The organism is Microbacterium jejuense (assembly GCF_019511665.1).
Classification (GTDB): domain Bacteria; phylum Actinomycetota; class Actinomycetes; order Actinomycetales; family Microbacteriaceae; genus Microbacterium; species Microbacterium jejuense_A.
This window is the reverse complement of sequence record NZ_JAEUAW010000003.1, coordinates 110,106-128,032: the sequence shown is the minus strand read 5'-3', so window position 1 is coordinate 128,032 and position 17,927 is coordinate 110,106. Positions and strand designations below refer to the sequence as shown.

Genomic DNA, 17,927 nt, shown 5'->3' with positions numbered 1-17,927 from the left:
TCTCAGCCCGCAGTGGCGTCGTCGAGCAGCGTCTCGGTGTTGGTGCACGCCGATTCGCTCTTCGTGGCGTTCTGCACGACGCGTTCGCCGAGCTGCGTGAGCACCTCGTTCGACGAGACGACCTCGTTGTCGATGAACACCTCGACGGCAGGCTCACGCCCGTACGACGTCACGAGGTACTTCGGCGCCTGCGTCTCGTCCACGATCCAGTCGACGCCGCCCAGCGTGATGCACTTCGCCTCGGTCGGGCCGGGCGGCGTCACGCCGCAGCGCAGCAGGATCGCCGAGCCGTCGTTGCCCCAGGCACCGGTCGCCTGCGCGTCGGTCCAGATGCGCGACTGGCCGTCGACGGTGTCGGGCAGTCGCACGCTCACCTCTGCGCAGGCGGGATCATTCGCGTCCTTGGCAGGATCCATGTCGACGGTCGTCGAGCATCCGGCCAGGCCGAACGCGGCGACGGCCGCGAGTCCGGCGGCGAACAGGGTCGGGATGACGCGCACCCCTCCAGGCTAACCCGGGCGTGACGGCATCCCGATCCGCGACGGTACCGTGGACGGATGGTCGACGAGCACGCGGATCCGACGGTGGGCGAGTTGAGCGAGGGCGCGATCCTGCGGGCGATCCTGGAGCGCCTCGGTGAGTCGAACGCGCTGGTCGGTCCCGGCGACGACGCCGCGGTGATCGCCGCGGCCGACGGCCGCGTCGTCGCGACCGTCGACACGCTCGTGCACGGGCCAGACTTCCGCCTCGCGTGGTCGAGCGCGTACGACCTCGGCTACAAGGCCGCGGCGGTGAACCTCGCCGACGTGGCCGCGATGGGGGCGACGCCGACAGCGCTGCTCGTGGCGCTGGCGATGCCCGAGTCGACGCGTCTGTCGTTCGTCACCGGCCTGGCCGACGGGCTCCGCGCCGCGTGCCGCGACCTCGCGCCGGGGTGCCGCGTCGAGGGCGGCGACCTCACCGTCTCGGACACCCTGACCGTCGCCGTCACCGCCCTGGGGGCGCTCGCGGGTCGCGCTCCGGTGCTGCGCTCCGGTGCACGCGCCGGCGACGTCGTCGCGGTGGCCGGCGACCTCGGACGAGCAGCGCGTGGGCTGCGCGTGCTGTTCGGGCGGTTCACGGATGCCGCGCACGCACCGCTCCCGGTCGACGAGCGCGTCCTCACGCCGGCCGAGCGCGACGACCTCGCCGCGCAGCTGCGTCCGGCCCCGCCGGTGGCGCTGGGCCCGGTCGCGGCCGACGCCGGAGCCACGGCCATGATGGATGTGTCGGACGGGCTCCTGCTGGACGCATCGCGCCTGGCCGAGGCATCCGGGGTCTCGCTCGCCCTCGATTCGGCGACGCTCGGGGACGACGCGTCCTCCGCGCTCACGGGAGGCGAGGATCATGCGCTGCTCGCCACGTTCCCGCCCGACGCCGCTCTGCCGTCGGGATTCCGCCGGATCGGCCGTGTCGTAGCGCGCGGCGACGACCCCGTCCTCGTCGACGGCGCGCGCTACGAGGGTCGCGCGGGGTGGGACCCGTACCGGGACTGGGACGCCCGCACCGGCTGAGCCGTGCCTCAGGGCGCGGTCGTGGCCCACCACAGCGTGGTGTCGCCGTAGCGCTTGGAGCGCGTCGGCACGAGACTCACGGGCAGCGCGGGCTCGGGCGAGCGCGACGCTCGCTCGATGATGACGGTCGCGTCGTCCGCCACCAGCGGTGCGAGCAGTGCGAGCGTGGCGGCGAGCTCCGTCTCGCCCACGTCGTACGGCGGGTCGAGCAAGACGAGGTCGAAGGGGCCGTGCGCCCCGCGCAGGTACGCGTCGACGGCCGACCGGTGCACGCGGATCGCCGTGCCGTCGCCGACGGCCTTCGCCACCCGGCCTGCGTTGCGCTGGGCCACGGTCGCGGCGCGGGGCGCCTTCTCGACGAGATCGACGGATGCCGCACCACGGCTGGCCGCCTCCAGCCCGAGAGCGCCCGACCCGGCGTAGAGGTCCAGCACGGCGGCGCCGTCCAGGACGCCCGAGGCCTCCAGCGCGCCGAACAGGGATTCGCGCACGCGGTCGCTGGTGGGGCGCGTGCCGGCGTCCGGCACGTCGAGCACGAGGGAGCCGGCGCGGCCCGCGATGATGCGCGTCACCCCCTCACGATAGCCCGCGCGGCGACGGCTGCCGCGTCGGACGCGTCGCTGCCTGTCGGGGCCGCGCGATAGCCTCGAGCCATGACGTCCTTCACCCTCGATTCGCGCCTGGGCGGCGCGATCGGCGGCAAGACGGCGGGCGCCCTGGAGCGCGCCTTCGGGATGAAGACCGTGGGGGATCTGCTCGTGCACTACCCGCGTCGCTACGCGCGTCGCGGTGAGCTCACACCGATCTCGACCCTGCCGATCGGCGAGCCGGTGACGATCGTGGCCGAGGTGCGCCGTGTCAACGAGCGTCGCATGAAGAACCGCAACGGGTCGCTGCTCGAAGTCGTCATCAGCGACGGCAACGGCGAGATGTCGCTCACGTTCTTCAACCAGTCATGGCGGGTGCGCGATCTGAAGCCGGGCCGCCAGGGCATCTTCGCGGGCAAGGTGGGCGTCTACCGCGGCGCGCAGCAGCTGGCCCATCCCGACTACGAGCTGTTCGACGACGAGGACGCCGCGCGCCTGAAGGCGGCAGAGAACATCCATCTGCCGATCCCGATCTACCCCGCGACGAGCACCGTCGCCAGCTGGCAGCTGCAGAAGACCGTCGAACTGGTGCTGGACGGCCTGGGAGAGATCCCCGAGCCGCTGCCGCTCGAGGTGCGGGCTCGACACGATCTGCTCGACGCGCGGACCGCCCTCGAGCGCATCCATCGCCCGCAGCAGTTCGACGAGATCGACCAGGCGCGTGCCACGCTGCGCATGCAGGAGGCGTTCGTGCTGCAGGTCGCCCTGCTGCAGCAGCGCGCGTTCGTGCGGGCGATGTCTGCCACGCGCCGCAGCCCCGGCTCGCTGCTGGAACGCTTCGACGCGGCCCTGCCGTTCCCCCTCACGCCCGACCAGGTCAGCGTCGGCGAGCAGATCGCCCGTGACCTGCAGGGCGATTGGCCGATGAACCGCCTCGTGCAGGGCGAGGTCGGGTCCGGCAAGACCCTCGTCGCGCTGCGGGCTATGCTGCAGGTCGCGCAGGACGGCGGGCAGTCCGCGCTCATCGCGCCCACCGAGGTCCTCGCGGCGCAGCACGTGCGCTCGATCGCCCGCATGCTCGGACCGCAGCTCGCGCCCGAGCTGATGCCGACGCTGCTCACCGGCCAGCTGCCGGCGGCCGAGCGCCGCAAGGCGGCGCTGCGCGCGGCCTCCGGGCAGGCGCGCATCGTGGTGGGCACCCACGCGCTCCTCAGCGAGTCCACGACGTTCGCGGACCTCGGCCTCGTCGTCGTCGACGAGCAGCATCGGTTCGGCGTCGAGCAGCGCGAGTCGCTGCGAGCGAAGGGCTCGTCGCCGCACGCGCTCGTGCTCACCGCGACCCCGATCCCGCGCACCGTCGCGATGACCGTTTTCGGCGACCTCGACGTGTCGACGATCCGCACGATGCCCGCAGGCCGTGCCGCCATCGAGACGTTCGTGGCACCGCTCGCCGAGAAGCCGGGCTGGTTCGGGCGCGTGTGGGAGCGCATCGCCGAAGAGGTCGCACAGGGTCGTCAGGCGTTCGTCGTCTGCGCCGCGATCGACGCCGAAGCCCTCATGAAAGACGACACCGCCGACGAGCCCGCGGGCGATGCGGCGGGGGAGGCGCCCCGCACGCGATGGGGGGTCGTGCAGGTCGCCGATCTGCTGTCGCGGCATCCCTCGTTCACCGACATCCGCGTGCAGATCCTGCACGGCAAGATGCCCTCGGACGAGAAGGATGCCGTCATGCAGGCCTTCGCGCGGGGCGACGTCGATGTGCTCGTGGCGACGACCGTCGTCGAGGTCGGCGTGGACGTGCCCAACGCGTCGACCATGGCGATCCTCGAGGCCGACCGCTTCGGGGTGTCGCAGCTGCACCAGCTGCGCGGTCGCGTCGGCCGAGGCGGGGTGCCCGGGCTGTGCCTGCTGGTGACCGAGGCGGCCCAGGGCACGCCCGCCCGCGACCGCGTCGAGGCGGTCGCCTCGACGCTGGACGGGTTCGCCCTCGCCGAGGTCGACCTCGAGCTGCGCGGCGAGGGAGACGTGCTGGGCGACGCGCAGTCCGGCGCGCGTTCGTCGCTGCGACTGCTGCGCGTCGTGAAGGACGCCGACGTCATCGCCGAGGCGCGCACCGCGGCAGAGAACGTGCTCGAGGACGACCCCGCGCTCATCCGCAACCCGGGGCTCGCCGCCGCGCTCGAGCACAGCGTGGGGATGGCCGAACGGGCCGCCCTGGCCAAGAACTGAGCGCGGAGAGCACGCGTCACGGCCCGGTAGGCTTTCGGCATGAGCAGCCGGATCGCCGTCGTCCCGGGATCGTTCGATCCGCCGACCCTCGGTCATCTCGACGTCATCCGCCGTGCGGCGTCGCTGTACGACCAGCTGCACGTGCTGGTGGTGCACAACCCGGGCAAGGAGGCCATGCTGCCGATCGCCCAGCGCCAGTCGCTCCTGGAGCAGTCGATCGCCGAGAGCGGCATCGAGGGGGACGTCGTCGTGGCGTCGTGGAGCATGGGCCTGCTCGTCGACTACGCCACCGATGTGGGCGCCGGCGTGCTCGTCAAGGGGATCCGCTCGCAGGTCGACGTGGCATACGAGACGCCGATGGCCATCGTCAACCGGCATCTCGCGCATGTCGAGACGGTCTTCCTGCTGCCCGACCCCGCTCATGCGCTGGTCTCGAGCTCACTGGTGCGGCAGGTCGCGTCGCTCGGAGGGGACGTCTCGCCGTATGTGCCCGCCGCCGTCGCGAGGTTCCTCGACACGGGAGCGCGGGGCATCTGAGGGCCGGACGCGGCTAGGCTGGAACCGTGGTCAGAAAGCATGTGACGGGTCCGTTCGCGATCCCGGTCCGCGATCTCGTGCACCGCGCCGGCGAGATGCGCGAGCACTCCTTCGAGGTCCCCGCGCCCGAGAAATGGGGCGAGGGTCTCGTGTCTGTCGCCGAGGGCGAGACGGTCGCCGTGGACGTGCGGCTGGAGTCCGTCCACGAGGGCATCCTCGTGTCCGGGGACGTCGACACCGAGTACACCGGAGTGTGTGGACGATGCCTCACCGACATCGCCCAGGGGCTCCAAGTCGAGTTCCAGGAGCTTTTCGCGTATCCTGGAGAAGACGAAGCTGACTTCGAGGTTCAAGACGACCACGTGGATCTTGAAACTCTGGTCAGGGAAGCGGTCGTCCTGTCGCTTCCATTTCAGCCGGTATGTCAGCCGGATTGCCCCGGCCTTGATCCGGCCACGGGTGAGCGACTGACCGAGAGTGCCGGTGCAGAGCTGAGCCAGCCGGCCGATCCACGATGGGCCGCGCTCCAGGACTTCACCCCAGACGTTCCCCGCTCGCGCGGGGATGATCCGACAGAAGAGAGTTAGCCATGGCAGGTAACCCCCCGAAGCGCAAGGTTTCCCGTTCGAACACCCGCTCGCGTCGCGCGCAGTGGAAGGCCACGCCGACCACGCTCGTCAAGACCGTCGAGAACGGCAAGACCGTCTACAGCCGTCCGCACCAGGCGAAGGTCGTCACCGACTCGCAGGGCACGGAGCTGTTCCTCGAGTACAAGGGCCGCAAGGTCGCCGACGTCTGATCGTCGCACCTGACGTGACCGACGTCACTGCCGAGCGCCTGGCGCTCGCAGAACTCACACAGAAGCTCGGGGTCGATATCGACTCCGAGCTTCTGTCGCTGGCGCTCACGCATCGCTCGTGGGCGTACGAGCACGGTCAGGTCCCGCACAACGAGCGCCTGGAGTTCCTGGGCGACTCCGTGCTCGGCCTGGCCGTGACGGAGCGACTGTTCACCGGGCACCCCGACCTCGAAGAGGGCGCGCTCGCCAAGCGGCGCGCGAGCGTGGTGTCGACGGTGGCCCTCGCCGAGATCGCGCGGGGCATCGACCTCGGCCGTCACCTGTTGCTCGGCCGGGGCGAGGACCTGACCGGCGGCCGCGACAAGGACTCGATCCTGGCCGACACGATGGAGGCCATCTTCGGCGCCACGCACCTGTCGGCCGGCCCCGATGCCGCCACCGCCCTGGTGCTGCGGCTCGTGGAGCCGCTCCTCGCCGACCCCGAGCGCTACGGCGCGGCGATGGATCCCAAGACGGCCCTGCAGGAGTTCGCGGCGCACGGCGGGCTTCAGCCCCCGGTGTATACGGTGACCTCGACCGGTCCCGACCACGACCGCCAGTTCACCGCGACGGTCGTCGTGGGCGACCTCGCCGCGAACGGCGTCGGCACCAGCAAGAAGCACGCCGAGATGGCCGCCGCGCTCACGGCGTGGCGGGAGCTCACCGGGCGTGCCTGAGCTCCCCGAGGTCGAGGTCGTCCGTGCCGGCCTCGCCCCCGCGGTGACGGGCGCGACCGTGCTCGGCGTCGCGGTGTGGGACGAGCGCGCCCTGACGCGGCATGCCGGCGACGGCTCGGCCTTCGAAGCCTCCTTGACCGGCCGCCGCATCCGCGGTGCCGTGCGCCGCGGCAAGTTCCTGTGGTTGCCGCTGGAGCCCCGCGACGGCGGCGGACCGGCGGAGCAGGCCGTCGTCGGTCACCTCGGCATGAGCGGTCAGCTCCTGCTGCGCGCACCGGGCGCCGCTCCGGAGCGGCACGAGCGCGTGCGCGTCGACCTCGCGCATCCCACGCACGGCGAGCTGTCGGTGGTCTTCGCCGACCAGCGCACGTTCGGGTCGCTCGCGATCGACGATCTCGTCGCGACGCCCGACGGCGCGGCCGGCGGGTTCGGTGGGGATGAGGCATCCGTCCCACGCCAGGTCGCGCACATCGCGCGCGATCCGCTCGACCCCGCGTTCTCGGATGCCGGGTTCCGGCGTGCGCTGGCACGCAAGGACTCCGCGGTCAAGCGCGTGCTGCTGGACCAGACGGTCGTCAGCGGCGTGGGCAACATCTACGCGGACGAGTCGCTGTGGGCTGCCCGCATCCACCCCGAGACCCCGGCTCGCGACCTGTCGACGCGCGCCGTCAACCGTCTGCTCGCCGAAGTGCGGCACGTGCTCGACAAGGCACTGGCCGAGGGCGGCACCAGCTTCGACGCGCAGTACGTGAACGTCAACGGCCAGGCCGGCTACTTCGCGCACTCGCTGAACGCGTACGGCCGCACCGGGGAGCCGTGCCCCCGATGCGGCCGTCCGATCATGCGTGTGTCGTTCACGAACCGGTCGAGCCACTTCTGCGCGCACTGTCAGCGGCTGCCGAGGCGCCCGCGGGCCTGATCAGGCGCTGAGCACCTTCTTCCACGCGCCCGCGTACGACGCGGGCACGAAGCCGATGGCCTCGTTGATGTCGAGCATGTGACGGTTCTCCTCCGCGTTGAACGTCGACACCCGGGGTGACAGCGGCGCAATGGTCCGCCACCGCAGCAGGTTCGCGCACTTGACGATGGTGCCGAGCCGATGCCCGCGGTGCTCCTTCACGACGAGCGTGCCGAACTGCTGCGTCGCACCCGACGGGTCATCGGCGATCGCGAGCTCGTTGTAGGCCACGACGCGACCCGTCGGCACGTGCAGCACGGCGGCGACCGAGACCGTGAGGCCCTGCGCCTGAAGCCGGGCGTCGCGTCGCGTCACGCGGGCGGCGTCCCAGTGCTGCTCGTCGACGACGAGCCCGCCCTGGGGCGTGTCGGTCGACATGCGCGAGAGCGTGTAGGCGAATCCCTCGACGTACTCGGGCGGCGTCGGCGACGTCCACACGACCGCGCGGTAGTCGTCGCCGGCGGCAGCCTCCGCGTCGTGGAGCATGCGCTCGACGATCGAGAAGTCCCCCGTCAGATCGAACACGCTGTTGCGCTCGACCTGCTCGAGGGTGAACCCGTGCGCCTGCTGCCGCCGCGCCTCGGCGTCCGCGGGGACCGACCCCCATCCGGTGGGCGACTCCAGTCGTTCCCCGGCGGTGTCGGGGCGGTGCAGGGTCCAGGTCTGGATCGTCGAGATGCCCCGTTCCCTCGCCTCGCGTTCGACTTCGGCGAGCAGCAGCTCCTCGAGCCCCTGGCCGCGGTAGGGCGGATCGACCATGAGGTCGAACTCGATCGCGCCGGCGTCCGGCTGGTTCGAGATCATCATCTTGACGACCCCTCGCACCTCGTCGCCGCGGAGGGCGGCGAACCCGAGCTGTGTCCAGTCGGTCTGGTCCTGCCACATGCCCAGCATCTCTTCGGGCTCTTCGTGCAGATAGTCGTGTCCGGCGTCGTGCAGGCAGACGGCGTTGGCGATCCGCACCATCTCGAGGAACACCCGCGCCTCGGCGGCGTCGACGGCGGCCGGGACGGTGACCGGCTGGATCGTGATCACATCGGCGGCGATGTCAGGCATCGAGCACCTTCTTCCACGCGCCGTCGTAGGCGATGGGCACGAAGCCGATCGCCTCGTTGATGTCGAGCATGGGTCGGTTCTCCTCCGCGTTGTAGGTGATGACGCGCGGCGACGCGGGTGCGACGTCGCGCCAGGCCAGCAGCCCCGCGCACTTGACGAGCGTGCCGAGCTTGTGACCGCGGTGCTCCTTCAGCACCAGGGTGTCCTCTTGGTGGGATGCCTCGGTCCGGTCCTTCCCGATGACCAGTTCGTTGAAGGCGCACAGCTCACCGGTGGCGATGTGCTGCGCGGCCGTGACGAGCAGCGTGCGGCCGGCGTCGGTGTAACGCCCGTCGTGCTCCGCGATGCGTGCGGCATCCCACGTCTCTTCGGCGAACTCCATCGCGCCGGTCGGGGTGTCGGTCGACATGCGGGACTTCATCCACGCGTAGCCGTCGACGTACTCGGCCGGCGTCGGCGCCGTCCACTGCACGACGCGATAGTCGCCCGAGGCGGCCTCGGCGACCGACAGCAGTCGCTCGACCTCGTCGAACGAACCCTTCAGGTCGAAGGCGCTGCTGCGCTCGACCTGTTCCAGGGAGTAGCCGTGCGCGAGGTAGAAGCGCGCGACGTGATCCTCCGGGATGCTGCCGAACCCGGTCGGCGGCGTGAGGCGCGGACCCTCTGCGGCCGGGTGCTCGGCCCATGACTGCAGGACGGTGCGGCCGTGGGCTCGCGCGGTGCGCTCGACGAGCTCGTGCGCCGCGGATCCGATTCCCCGGCCCCACGTGCGGCGCAGCAGCTCGATGAGCCAGAACGCCGCGTTCGATCCCTCTTCGTGTGGGATGTCGACGCCGACGCGACCGATCACCTCCCCGTCATCGACCACGATCCACGAGTAGCGGGTCTCGTACGTGTTGGGACGGTAGTGGGGGAGCAGCTCGTCGGGCGCCATGGCTTCGTCGCCGTGGCCGGAGATCTCGCGATAGATCTCGTTGCGGACGCGGACCATCTCGACGAAGTCGGCGGCGTCGGGGGAGTCGATCGAGTCGGGGATGACGAGGGGGCGGAATTCCAGCCCGGTGATGGTGGTCATGACGTGTGTCCTAGTCGTGGTGGAGCGGGAGTTCGGGTGGAGGGTCCGCCGCCCGCACATGGGCGGCGGACCCGGTGGCGATCATCGGCCGTAGGCGAGGATGACGCCTCGCAGGAAGGCGCGCTCGCGCTCGGCGGCGTCTTCCTGGCGACGGTAGGCGTCGGCGTGGCGGGCGCGGTCGTCCGTCAGTCGCGGGGTGCGCGTGCTCCACAGGAGCAGTCGCACGGCGAGGTGCATGGCGACGCGGTCCACGAGCGAGACGCGGTCGGGACTCGGAAGTCGCAGCGGATCGGTGTCATCCGATCGGCGCTGCGGCGCGAGACGTGTACTCATGATGGTTCTTCTTCCGATGGGAGGGAGTTCGCCGCCGACGGGCGTCGGCGACGGGGATGCCGTGCCGCAGCACGACGGATGGAGGCAGGGGGAGCGCGCTCAGCACCCGGACGCGGATGCGGCGCAGCAGACGGTCGTCGCCCGGAAACGGGCAGACTCGTCCCCTGCGGGGATCAGATGGCGGCGGGGAAGCGGCCGCTCAGCACAGCGCCGAAGGAGACGGTCCCCGACGTGAGCGCACGAATCGCCCCGCCTTCGCGGATTGCGACTCCAGTGGTGTTGTTGATCATCATCGGTGGACCTCCTTTCTCGACTTCAGACGCGGAGAGTGACGCTAGCGCGGTTCTGAGGCCCACGTCAAGCGAATTCGCAGATTCGATGCCCGCACGGCGTGTCGCGGCATCCCGGAATCCACGGCTCGTCACGCGGGATCAGGGCTTTCGCTCCGGTAGCGTAGGCGGGTAATCGACCGGGGGCGGAGGGCGCTGCCATGCACCTGAAGAGCGTGACGCTCAAAGGGTTCAAGTCGTTCGCCCAGCCGACGACCTTCGCCCTCGAACCCGGGGTGACGTGCATCGTCGGGCCCAACGGCTCCGGCAAGTCGAACGTCGTCGACGCGCTCGCGTGGGTGATGGGCGAGCAGGGCGCCAAGACCCTGCGCGGCGGCAAGATGGAGGACGTCATCTTCGCCGGCACGGCGACGCGCGGCCCCCTCGGACGCGCCGAGGTGCAGCTGACGATCGACAACTCCGACGGTGCGCTGCCGATCGAGTACTCCGAGGTGACGATCAGCCGGACGCTGTTCCGCAACGGCTCCAGCGAGTACGCGATCAACGGCGAGTCGTGTCGTCTGCTCGACGTGCAGGAGCTGCTGAGCGATTCGGGGCTCGGGCGCGAGATGCACGTGATCGTCGGCCAGGGACGGCTCGACAGCGTGCTCCAGGCGACCCCCGAAGACCGTCGCGGTTTCATCGAGGAGGCTGCCGGCATCCTCAAGCACCGGCGTCGCAAAGAGAAGACGCTCCGCAAGCTCGACGCGATGGAGGCCAACCTCACGAGGCTCAGCGATCTGGCCGGAGAGCTGCGGCGCCAGCTGAAGCCGCTCGGCAGGCAGGCCGAGATCGCGCGCGAGGCCGCGACGATCGCCGCCGTCGTGCGCGACGCCAAGGCGCGCCTGTTCGCCGATGAACTCGTCGGCCTGCGCGAGGAGCTCGCCTCGCACACCCGCAGTGAGCACGAGCGGCACGCCGAGCGGCTCGTGCTGCAGGAGCGCCTCGACAACGCGAAGGCGCGCATCGAGCAGCTCGAGGCCGACCAGCGCTCCGAAGCCGTCGATCAGGCCCGTCGCGTCGCGTACGGCCTGGAGCGCGTGCAGGAGCGGCTGCGCGGACTGTACGCCCTCGCGGGCCAGAGGCTGGCCCTCCTCGGCGCCGCCGAGGACGAAGAGCGCATCGAGCTCACGACCGTGTCGCAGGCGATGATCGACGAGGCGCGCGCCGAGATCGACGAGGTCTCTGACGGTCTCGGAGCCGCTCAGGATGCCGCAGCCGAAGCCGCCCGTGAGGTCATGCGCGCGCGTGCCGAGCTCGACGCGCTCGACGTCGACATCGCGGCGCAGAGCGCGCTGGTCTCGGAGCACGACATGCGGATCACGGCGCTGCGAGGCACGGCCGAGGCGGCTGCGTCCGCCCTGGCCGCCGTGCGCTCGGCGGTGGAGCGCCAGCAGAAGGCGCTCGATGCCGCCCTCGCACGACGCGCCGAGGCCGAGCAGATCCTCGCCGGCGTCGATCCCGACCTCATGCCCGAGGCCGCATCCGCCGACCATGCCGCAGCGTACGAGGTCGCGCAGCGCGAGAGCGCCGATGCCGAAGCCGCCGTCGGATCCCTGCGCGAGCGGCTGCACGCCGCGGAGCGCGAACGCGAGGCTCTGACCGCCCAGACGGCCGCGCTCAGCCGGGCGCTGGACGTGCAGAACGGCGCGTCATCGCTCATCGCGCAGGGCCTCGACGGCGTGCGGGGCCTCGTCGGCGACGCGGTCCAGGTCACACCGGGATTCGAGGCGGCGATCGCGGCGGTGCTCGGGCCGCTCGCCGAGGGCGTGCTGGTCGACGACCGGACGAGCGCGTTCCGCGTCGCCGAGGCGGCCCGCGATGCGCAGGCGGGCGTCGTCGACATCGTGATCGCGGACGCCGGAATGATGCGGCCCCCCTTCCCGTCGCTTCCGGGCGTCGTTCCGGCGCGCGAGGTCGTCACGGCGCCGGAAGGCGTGCTGGGGCTGCTGTCGTACGTCGTCGTCGCCGACGATCTGGAGGCCGCCCGTGCGGCGGGGCCCGCGCTGGCGGCCGCCGAGCTCGGCGGGCCGATCACCGTCGTCACCCGTCGCGGCGAGGTGTACACCGAGTACTCGCTGCGGGCGGGCGCCGGCGCTTCGCGCTCCCGCCTGGAGCTGACGGCAGAACGGGATGCCGCGGCCGAGCGTCGCGACGAGATCACGGCGGCCGCCGACAGCCTGCGCGCAGAGCTCGAGCAGGCGGTGCGGTCGTTGGAGTCCGCGAGACAGCGCACGAAGACGGCGCTCACGACGCTGCGCGAGCACGACGCGGCGCTGGCCGCCCACGCCGAGCAGCTCAACCGCGCCACGGTGAGGCACGAAGCCGCGGTCGCCGAGTGCGAGCGCCTGGAGGCCGGTCTCGCGCAGGCCACGGCGGCGGTCGAGGAGGCGGAGGGCGCGGCCCGCTCGGCGGAGGATCAGCTCACAGCGGCGCTGGAGGCCCCGCGCCCGATCCTCGACGCGTCCGCGCGCGACGGCATGCTGGCCGCTCTCGACGAGGCCCGAGACGGCGAGATGCGCTCGCGTCTGGACGTCGAGACTCTGCGCGAGCGCATCCGGGCCGGCGAGGCGCGCGTCATCGCGCTCGAACGCCAGCGGGAGCGCGAGAAGGAGGCGGCTGCCGAGGCGGCGCGACGCGCGGTGGTGCGGCGGGCGCAGCGCGAGGTCGCCGCAGGCGTGGCCGCGCAGCTTCCTGCCGTCATCGATTCGGTCGACCGCTCGCTCGCGCAGGCGCGCGCGGAGCTCGCGGCCGCCGAGTCGCAGCGCACAGCGCTCACCACCGAGCTCGCCGAGCTGCGCGCCCAGGAGTCCTCGATCCGCGAGCGACTCGCCGGACTCACCGAGAGCGTGCACAGTCTCGAGCTGCAGATCCACGAGAAGCGGCTGCATGTCACCGGGCTGCTGGAGCGCGTGCAGTCGGAACTCGGGCTGGACGAGAGCATTCTGATTTCGGAATATGGTCCCGATCAGCCGATACCGGCCGATGACGCCCTGACGGCGGCCTCCGGACCGGTGGCGGACGCGGAAGGCGTGGATGGGGCCGAGACTGCGCCCGAAGAGGGCGTCGCGACGGTGCCGTTCGACCGGGCTCGTCAGCGGCGCCGGCTGCAGGAGGCCGAGCGCAAGCTGGCACAGCTCGGCCGGGTGAACCCGCTCGCACTCGAAGAGTTCGCGGCGCTCGAGCAGCGTCACAAGTTCATGACCGAGCAGCTCGCAGACCTGACGCAGACGCGCAAGGACCTGCTGACGATCATCGAAGAGCTCGACGAGCGCATGCAGACCATCTTCCTGGCGGCGTTCGAGGACACCAAGGTCGCCTTCGGCGAGGTGTTCCCGATCCTGTTCCCGGGCGGCACCGGTTCGATCTCGCTCACGGATCCCGACTCGCCGCTCACGACGGGCATCGAGGTGGCGGTGCGTCCCGTCGGCAAGAAGATCGAACGGCTCTCGCTGCTGTCGGGCGGCGAGCGGTCGCTCGCCGCCGTCGCGCTGCTCACCGCCATCTTCAAGGCGCGGCCCAGCCCGTTCTACATCCTCGACGAGGTCGAGGCGGCGCTCGACGACGCCAACCTCGGCCGGCTCCTCGGCGTCTTCGAGCAGCTGCGGGCATCCAGTCAGCTGATCGTCATCACCCACCAGAAGCGCACGATGGAGATCGCCGACGCCCTGTACGGCGTCTCGATGCGCCAGGACGGCGTCTCGGCCGTCGTGGGCCAGCGCGTCGGAGAGCGCGTGGCGTGACGGCATCCACCAGACCCAACGACCGCCTCAGAGACGATAGGTTTCCAGCCATGACCCACCCCCTCCGCACGGCCGCCGGGATCGGCATCCTCATCGTCGGCGCCCTGACTCTCGCCGGGTGCGCCCTGCCGATGCCCACGATCGTCGGCCCGGTCGACTCGTCATCGCAGGAGCCCACGGACGACGGCAGCACCGACGAGCCCACCACGGACGACACGGGGGTCGGCGACCTGCCCTTCGACGTCGAGTTCGACGCGGCGACCATGACGCTGCAGTGGACGGACCCGTTCATGACGGACGCGAACTACACCGTGAGCACGGCCGACGACGGCAACGGCAGCTGGGCATACACCGATACGCGCACCGACTGCGTCGCGACGTTCTATCAGGGCACCATCACGGACCTCGACACGTCGCTGGACGACAGCGCGCTCACCGACTCGATGCTCGCCATCGTGCTGACGAGCGACGGCGACATGATGACCGGAGACGAGGTCGCGCAGTACGCGTACGACGACGTCCTGCCGCTGTCGCCGTGGGGCACCGTCGAGACGCGCAGTATCACCAGCTCGAGCGACGACGGCACGACGTGGCTCGACACGGCGCGCATGTTCGGCTCGGTGGGCGGCGGCATCTACCTCGGCATCCAGTGCCCGTCCGGGCAGGACGCGTCGGCGGAGTTCGAGACGCTGCTCGGCGACGGCCTCGCCGCGGTGATCGTCCCCGTCCAGTGATCGGTCCGGTCCCGTAGGTCGGTCGGGCCGCTGCACCGCCGCCTCTAGGCTGGAGGCATGGCAGAGAGCTCCTGGTCGCTCGGTCGCGCGCTGCGCGGCATGTTCGTCAAGCCCACGATCGACGAGAACACGTGGGAGGACCTCGAGACCGCGCTGCTGACGGCCGATTTCGGGCCCGACATCACCGAGCGGATCGTCGACGAGCTGCGCGAGAAGGTCGAGCGCTTCCGCACGACCGATCCGAAGGACCTCCAGCGGATGCTGAAAGAGACGCTGGAAGAGCACTTCGCCAAGTTCGACACGACCCTGCGGCTGACCGAGCGGCCTGCCGTCGTGCTCGTCGTCGGTGTGAACGGCGTCGGCAAGACCACCACGATCGGCAAGTTCGCGAAATTCCTGCAGCGCTACGGGCGCTCCGTCGTGGTCGGCGCGGCCGACACGTTCCGCGCGGCCGCCGTCGACCAGCTCGCGACCTGGGCCGAGCGCGGCGGTGCCGCGATCGTCCGGCCGCAGCAGGAGGGTCAGGATCCGGCATCCGTCGCGTTCCAGACGATCGAGTACGCCAAGAGCACCGGCACCGAGATCGTGCTCGTCGACACCGCGGGCCGCCTGCACACCAAGGGCGGGCTGATGGACGAGCTCAGCAAGATCCGCCGCGTGATCGAGAAGCAGGCGCCCATCAGCGAGGTGCTGCTGGTGCTCGACGCCACGACCGGGCAGAACGGCGTCATGCAGGCGCAGGCGTTCCTGGAGCACGCCGGCGTGACGGGTCTCGTGATCACGAAGCTCGACGGGTCGGCGAAGGGCGGGTTCGTGCTCGCCGTGCAGGAGCGCACCGGCATCCCGGTGAAGCTCCTCGGCCAGGGCGAGGGCATCGGCGATCTCACGGGCTTCACACCGCACGTCTTCGCGGCATCCCTCGTCGACTGATCAGGGGAGCGCCGGCGACCGAATCGCCGCGTCCGCGTGTCCGGGCTTTCGCCGAGGGGCGCGGTGCGGTTTCATGGGGTCATGGCGATCGAGCACGACTACTTCGGACTCCTCGAGTCGGGCCCCGACGGATCGATCTTCTGGTCTGAGAACGTCGAACTGGGCGATCAGTCCGTCACGGTCGACCTCACGGCGCCCGACCAGGACGACGTGTCGCCCGCGGCCCTCGATGTCGCCGCCGCGCTCATCTCGTCGCTCGAAGCCATCGACCTGAGCGCGCGCAACGCGATGGTCAACGAGCTCAACGACCGCACCAGCGAGGTGACCGAGTACATCCTGCAGCAGCAGGAGGCGCTCGGCGAGGCGATCGAGGACGTGCTCGTCGACATCTCGGGCGACGTCCACATGGACGTCATCCGCTCGCTGCAGCTCATGAGCATGACGATCCTCGCCGACGAGCACGGCGGAACCGATCCCTTCGCGGTCCTCGAGTACGCGCTCGACCCGGACGCGACCGACGACGTGCTGCTGGTGAACCTCGACTCCGACGGGGCGGTCCAGTCGGTCACGAGCGCCGACTGAACCGACCCGCCTTCCGGTCGGGGGGACCCGGGTTCAGACCGCCTGTGCGAAGCCGCGGTCGACGTGCACGTCGTCGGCGATGTGCGCGAGGTGCGAGGGGATCTCGCGCCCCTTCGACAGCATCGACTGCGCCCAGAGGCGCCCGGCACGGTACGACGAGCGCACGAGCGGCCCGGCGAGCACGCCGAGGAAGCCGATGCGCTCGGCCTCCTCCTTGAACTCGACGAACTCCTGCGGCTTGACCCACCGCGCCACCGGCAGGTGGCGGGGCGAGGGCCGCAGGTACTGCGTGATGGTGATGATGTCGGTGCCGGCGTCGTGCAGGTCCTGCAGCGCCTGCACGACCTCCTCCGGCTCCTCGCCCATGCCCAGGATGAGGTTCGACTTCGTGATGAGCCCCGCGTCGCGCGCCTGCGTCAGGACGTCGAGCGAGCGCTCGTAGCGGAACGCCGGCCGGATGCGCTTGAAGATGCGCGGCACCGTCTCGACGTTGTGGGCGAACACCTCGGGGCGGCTCTCGAACACCTCGCCGAGCAGCGCAGGATCGCCGTTGAAGTCGGTCGCGAGGATCTCGACCCCGGTGTTCGGGTTCATCGCGTGGATCTGCCGCACCGTCTCGGCGTGCAGCCAGGCCCCGCCGTCGGGCAGGTCGTCGCGTGCGACGCCCGTGACGGTGGCGTAGCGCAGGTTCATGCGCACGACGCTCTCGGCGACGCGGCGCGGTTCGTCGGTGTCGTAATCGGCGGGCTTGCCCGTGTCGATCTGGCAGAAGTCGCAGCGCCGCGTGCACTGCGAGCCGCCGATGAGGAACGTCGCCTCGCGGTCCTCCCAGCACTCGTAGATGTTGGGACAGCCGGCCTCCTGGCAGACCGTGTGCAGCTCCTCGGTCTTCACGAGCGAGTGCAGCGCCTGATACTCAGGCCCCATCTTGGCCTTGGTCTTGATCCACTCGGGCTTGCGCTCGATGGGGGTCTGCGCGTTGCGCACCTCCAGGCGGAGCAGCTTGCGTCCGTCGGGTGCCGCGGACGGGGTGGATGCCGTCGCCTGACCGGTCGCCGTGCCGCCGGTGCCGCACGCGCTCACGCGGTGACCCCCGCGTACTCGGCCTCGAAGACGCGGCTGACGGTGCCGATCACGTCCTTCGGGCTGACATCCGCACCGACGATCTCGCTGACGGTCGTGACGCCGGCATCCGTGATCCCGCACGGGATGATGCCGCGGAACCCGGCCAAGGTGTTGTCGCAGTTGAGCGCGAACCCGTGCATCGTGACGCCGCGCTGCACGCGCACGCCGATCGCCGCGACCTTGTCTTCGCCGAGCGGCCGGCGGACCCACACACCGCTGCGACCCTCGACGCGATAGCCGTCGACGCCGTGCTCGGCCAGCGCGTCGATAAGTAGCCCCTCCAGACGCCGCACGTGGGCGACGACGTCGACGGGCTCGTGCAGGCGCACGATGGGGTAGCCGACGAGCTGCCCCGGGCCGTGCCACGTGATCTTCCCGCCTCGGTCGACGTCGACGACCGGGGTGCCGTCGGCGGGGCGCTCGTGCGGTGCGGTGCGCGCGCCGGCCGTGTACACGGCTTCGTGCTCGAGCAGCAGCAGGGTGTCGGGGCGGGTGCCGTCGACGACATCGGCGTGGATGCGGCGCTGCAGCTCCCATCCGTCCAGGTAGGGGACGTAGTCGGGGGAGAGGCCCACGGTCTGGATCTCGAGCATCGTGCTCCTTTGCTGGCGGCGATCGCTCGTGGCGATTGCTGGATCGCG

The 17,927-nt window shown here is 71.0% G+C and carries 18 protein-coding genes; 11 read left to right on the top strand and 7 right to left on the bottom strand.

The genetic code is table 11. The annotated features are described in order from the left end of the window. Window positions 1-2 precede the first annotated feature (2 nt). On the bottom strand, window positions 3-500 hold the full coding sequence (locus JNB62_RS04455) for a DUF3515 family protein (RefSeq protein ID WP_220299665.1): 498 nt from the start codon (window positions 498-500) through the stop codon (window positions 3-5). Between the two features lie 57 nt (window positions 501-557). On the opposite strand from JNB62_RS04455, the gene thiL reads away from it, so the two are divergent. Continuing rightward, complete coding sequence (gene thiL / locus JNB62_RS04450) at window positions 558-1,553, top strand: thiamine-phosphate kinase (protein WP_220299664.1); 996 nt, start codon at window positions 558-560, stop codon at window positions 1,551-1,553. Window positions 1,554-1,561: 8 nt separating this feature from the next. On the opposite strand, the gene rsmD is transcribed toward thiL, so the two are convergent. Further along, window positions 1,562-2,125 (bottom strand): 16S rRNA (guanine(966)-N(2))-methyltransferase RsmD, encoded by a 564-nt coding sequence (gene rsmD, locus JNB62_RS04445; protein ID WP_220299663.1) that lies wholly within the window; start codon window positions 2,123-2,125, stop codon window positions 1,562-1,564. An 81-nt stretch (window positions 2,126-2,206) separates the two neighbouring features. Between rsmD and JNB62_RS04440 the strand changes: the two genes are divergently transcribed. The 6 genes from JNB62_RS04440 to mutM are packed head-to-tail and all read left to right on the top strand — an operon-like array spanning window position 2,207 to window position 7,340. After that, window positions 2,207-4,369: an ATP-dependent DNA helicase RecG gene (locus JNB62_RS04440; protein WP_220299662.1), complete on the top strand. Its 2,163-nt coding sequence runs from the start codon at window positions 2,207-2,209 to the stop codon at window positions 4,367-4,369. A 39-nt stretch (window positions 4,370-4,408) separates the two neighbouring features. Beyond that, window positions 4,409-4,906 carry a pantetheine-phosphate adenylyltransferase gene (gene coaD, locus JNB62_RS04435; RefSeq protein ID WP_220299661.1) on the top strand — a complete coding sequence of 166 codons (498 nt, stop codon included), beginning with the start codon at window positions 4,409-4,411 and terminating at the stop codon, window positions 4,904-4,906. A gap of 41 nt (window positions 4,907-4,947) precedes the next feature. Beyond that, the gene (locus JNB62_RS04430; RefSeq protein WP_220299945.1) at window positions 4,948-5,493 is read left to right on the top strand and encodes a YceD family protein; all 546 of its coding nucleotides are present in this window, start codon (window positions 4,948-4,950) and stop codon (window positions 5,491-5,493) included. 2 nt (window positions 5,494-5,495) lie between these two features. Continuing rightward, on the top strand, window positions 5,496-5,705 hold the full coding sequence (rpmF, locus tag JNB62_RS04425) for a 50S ribosomal protein L32 (RefSeq protein WP_141894301.1): 210 nt from the start codon (window positions 5,496-5,498) through the stop codon (window positions 5,703-5,705). Window positions 5,706-5,719: 14 nt separating this feature from the next. After that, window positions 5,720-6,421: a ribonuclease III gene (rnc, locus tag JNB62_RS04420; protein ID WP_220299660.1), complete on the top strand. Its 702-nt coding sequence runs from the start codon at window positions 5,720-5,722 to the stop codon at window positions 6,419-6,421. Then, window positions 6,414-7,340, top strand: a complete 927-nt coding sequence (mutM, locus tag JNB62_RS04415; protein ID WP_220299659.1) for a bifunctional DNA-formamidopyrimidine glycosylase/DNA-(apurinic or apyrimidinic site) lyase — start codon at window positions 6,414-6,416, stop codon at window positions 7,338-7,340. The genes rnc and mutM overlap by 8 nt, the downstream gene beginning before the upstream one ends. On the opposite strand, the gene JNB62_RS04410 is transcribed toward mutM, so the two are convergent. The 3 genes from JNB62_RS04410 to JNB62_RS04400 form a co-directional block, all read right to left on the bottom strand. Next, a complete protein-coding gene (locus tag JNB62_RS04410) occupies window positions 7,341-8,435 on the bottom strand; it encodes a GNAT family N-acetyltransferase (protein WP_220299658.1) in 1,095 nt (364 codons plus the stop codon). It lies immediately after the preceding gene. Continuing rightward, window positions 8,428-9,510: a GNAT family N-acetyltransferase gene (locus JNB62_RS04405; protein WP_220299657.1), complete on the bottom strand. Its 1,083-nt coding sequence runs from the start codon at window positions 9,508-9,510 to the stop codon at window positions 8,428-8,430. The genes JNB62_RS04410 and JNB62_RS04405 overlap by 8 nt, the downstream gene beginning before the upstream one ends. Window positions 9,511-9,591: 81 nt before the next feature. Further along, window positions 9,592-9,843 (bottom strand): hypothetical protein, encoded by a 252-nt coding sequence (locus JNB62_RS04400; RefSeq protein WP_220299656.1) that lies wholly within the window; start codon window positions 9,841-9,843, stop codon window positions 9,592-9,594. 490 nt (window positions 9,844-10,333) lie between these two features. Here JNB62_RS04400 and smc point away from each other — a divergent pair, with 490 nt between their 5' ends. The 4 genes from smc (at window position 10,334) to JNB62_RS04380 (ending at window position 16,161) form a co-directional block, all read left to right on the top strand. Then, on the top strand, window positions 10,334-13,915 hold the full coding sequence (gene smc / locus JNB62_RS04395; RefSeq protein WP_220299655.1) for a chromosome segregation protein SMC: 3,582 nt from the start codon (window positions 10,334-10,336) through the stop codon (window positions 13,913-13,915). Window positions 13,916-13,965: 50 nt separating this feature from the next. Continuing rightward, window positions 13,966-14,649, top strand: coding sequence for a hypothetical protein (locus tag JNB62_RS04390; protein WP_220299654.1), 684 nt, complete (start codon window positions 13,966-13,968; stop codon window positions 14,647-14,649). A gap of 57 nt (window positions 14,650-14,706) precedes the next feature. After that, a complete protein-coding gene (gene ftsY, locus JNB62_RS04385) occupies window positions 14,707-15,579 on the top strand; it encodes a signal recognition particle-docking protein FtsY (RefSeq protein WP_220299653.1) in 873 nt (290 codons plus the stop codon). Between the two features lie 81 nt (window positions 15,580-15,660). Beyond that, a complete protein-coding gene (locus tag JNB62_RS04380; protein ID WP_220299652.1) occupies window positions 15,661-16,161 on the top strand; it encodes a DUF2004 domain-containing protein in 501 nt (166 codons plus the stop codon). Window positions 16,162-16,194: 33 nt separating this feature from the next. Here the strand turns inward: JNB62_RS04380 and lipA are convergent, their stop codons facing one another. Both lipA and lipB read right to left on the bottom strand, forming a co-directional pair. Beyond that, window positions 16,195-17,244 (bottom strand): lipoyl synthase, encoded by a 1,050-nt coding sequence (lipA, locus tag JNB62_RS04375; RefSeq protein ID WP_374450267.1) that lies wholly within the window; start codon window positions 17,242-17,244, stop codon window positions 16,195-16,197. Beyond that, entirely contained in the window at window positions 17,241-17,915 is a 675-nt protein-coding gene (lipB, locus tag JNB62_RS04370) for a lipoyl(octanoyl) transferase LipB (RefSeq protein ID WP_308291734.1), read from the bottom strand. Before lipB ends, lipA begins: the two co-directional genes overlap by 4 nt. Between the last annotated feature and the right edge of the window lie 12 nt (window positions 17,916-17,927).

Excerpts from the sequence above, each read along its gene's own strand:
- smc (WP_220299655.1), top strand. The coding sequence starts at position 10,334 with ATGCACCTGAAGAGCGTGACGCTCAAAGGGTTCAAGTCGTTCGCCCAG.
- thiL (WP_220299664.1), top strand. The coding sequence starts at position 558 with ATGGTCGACGAGCACGCGGATCCGACGGTGGGCGAGTTGAGCGAGGGC.
- coaD (WP_220299661.1), top strand. The coding sequence starts at position 4,409 with ATGAGCAGCCGGATCGCCGTCGTCCCGGGATCGTTCGATCCGCCGACC.
- ftsY (WP_220299653.1), top strand. The coding sequence starts at position 14,707 with ATGGCAGAGAGCTCCTGGTCGCTCGGTCGCGCGCTGCGCGGCATGTTC.
- rpmF (WP_141894301.1), top strand. The coding sequence starts at position 5,496 with ATGGCAGGTAACCCCCCGAAGCGCAAGGTTTCCCGTTCGAACACCCGC.
- JNB62_RS04390 (WP_220299654.1), top strand. The coding sequence starts at position 13,966 with ATGACCCACCCCCTCCGCACGGCCGCCGGGATCGGCATCCTCATCGTC.
- JNB62_RS04410 (WP_220299658.1), bottom strand. The coding sequence starts at position 8,435 with ATGCCTGACATCGCCGCCGATGTGATCACGATCCAGCCGGTCACCGTC.
- JNB62_RS04380 (WP_220299652.1), top strand. The coding sequence starts at position 15,661 with ATGGCGATCGAGCACGACTACTTCGGACTCCTCGAGTCGGGCCCCGAC.
- JNB62_RS04440 (WP_220299662.1), top strand. The coding sequence starts at position 2,207 with ATGACGTCCTTCACCCTCGATTCGCGCCTGGGCGGCGCGATCGGCGGC.
- JNB62_RS04400 (WP_220299656.1), bottom strand. The coding sequence starts at position 9,843 with ATGAGTACACGTCTCGCGCCGCAGCGCCGATCGGATGACACCGATCCG.
- JNB62_RS04405 (WP_220299657.1), bottom strand. The coding sequence starts at position 9,510 with ATGACCACCATCACCGGGCTGGAATTCCGCCCCCTCGTCATCCCCGAC.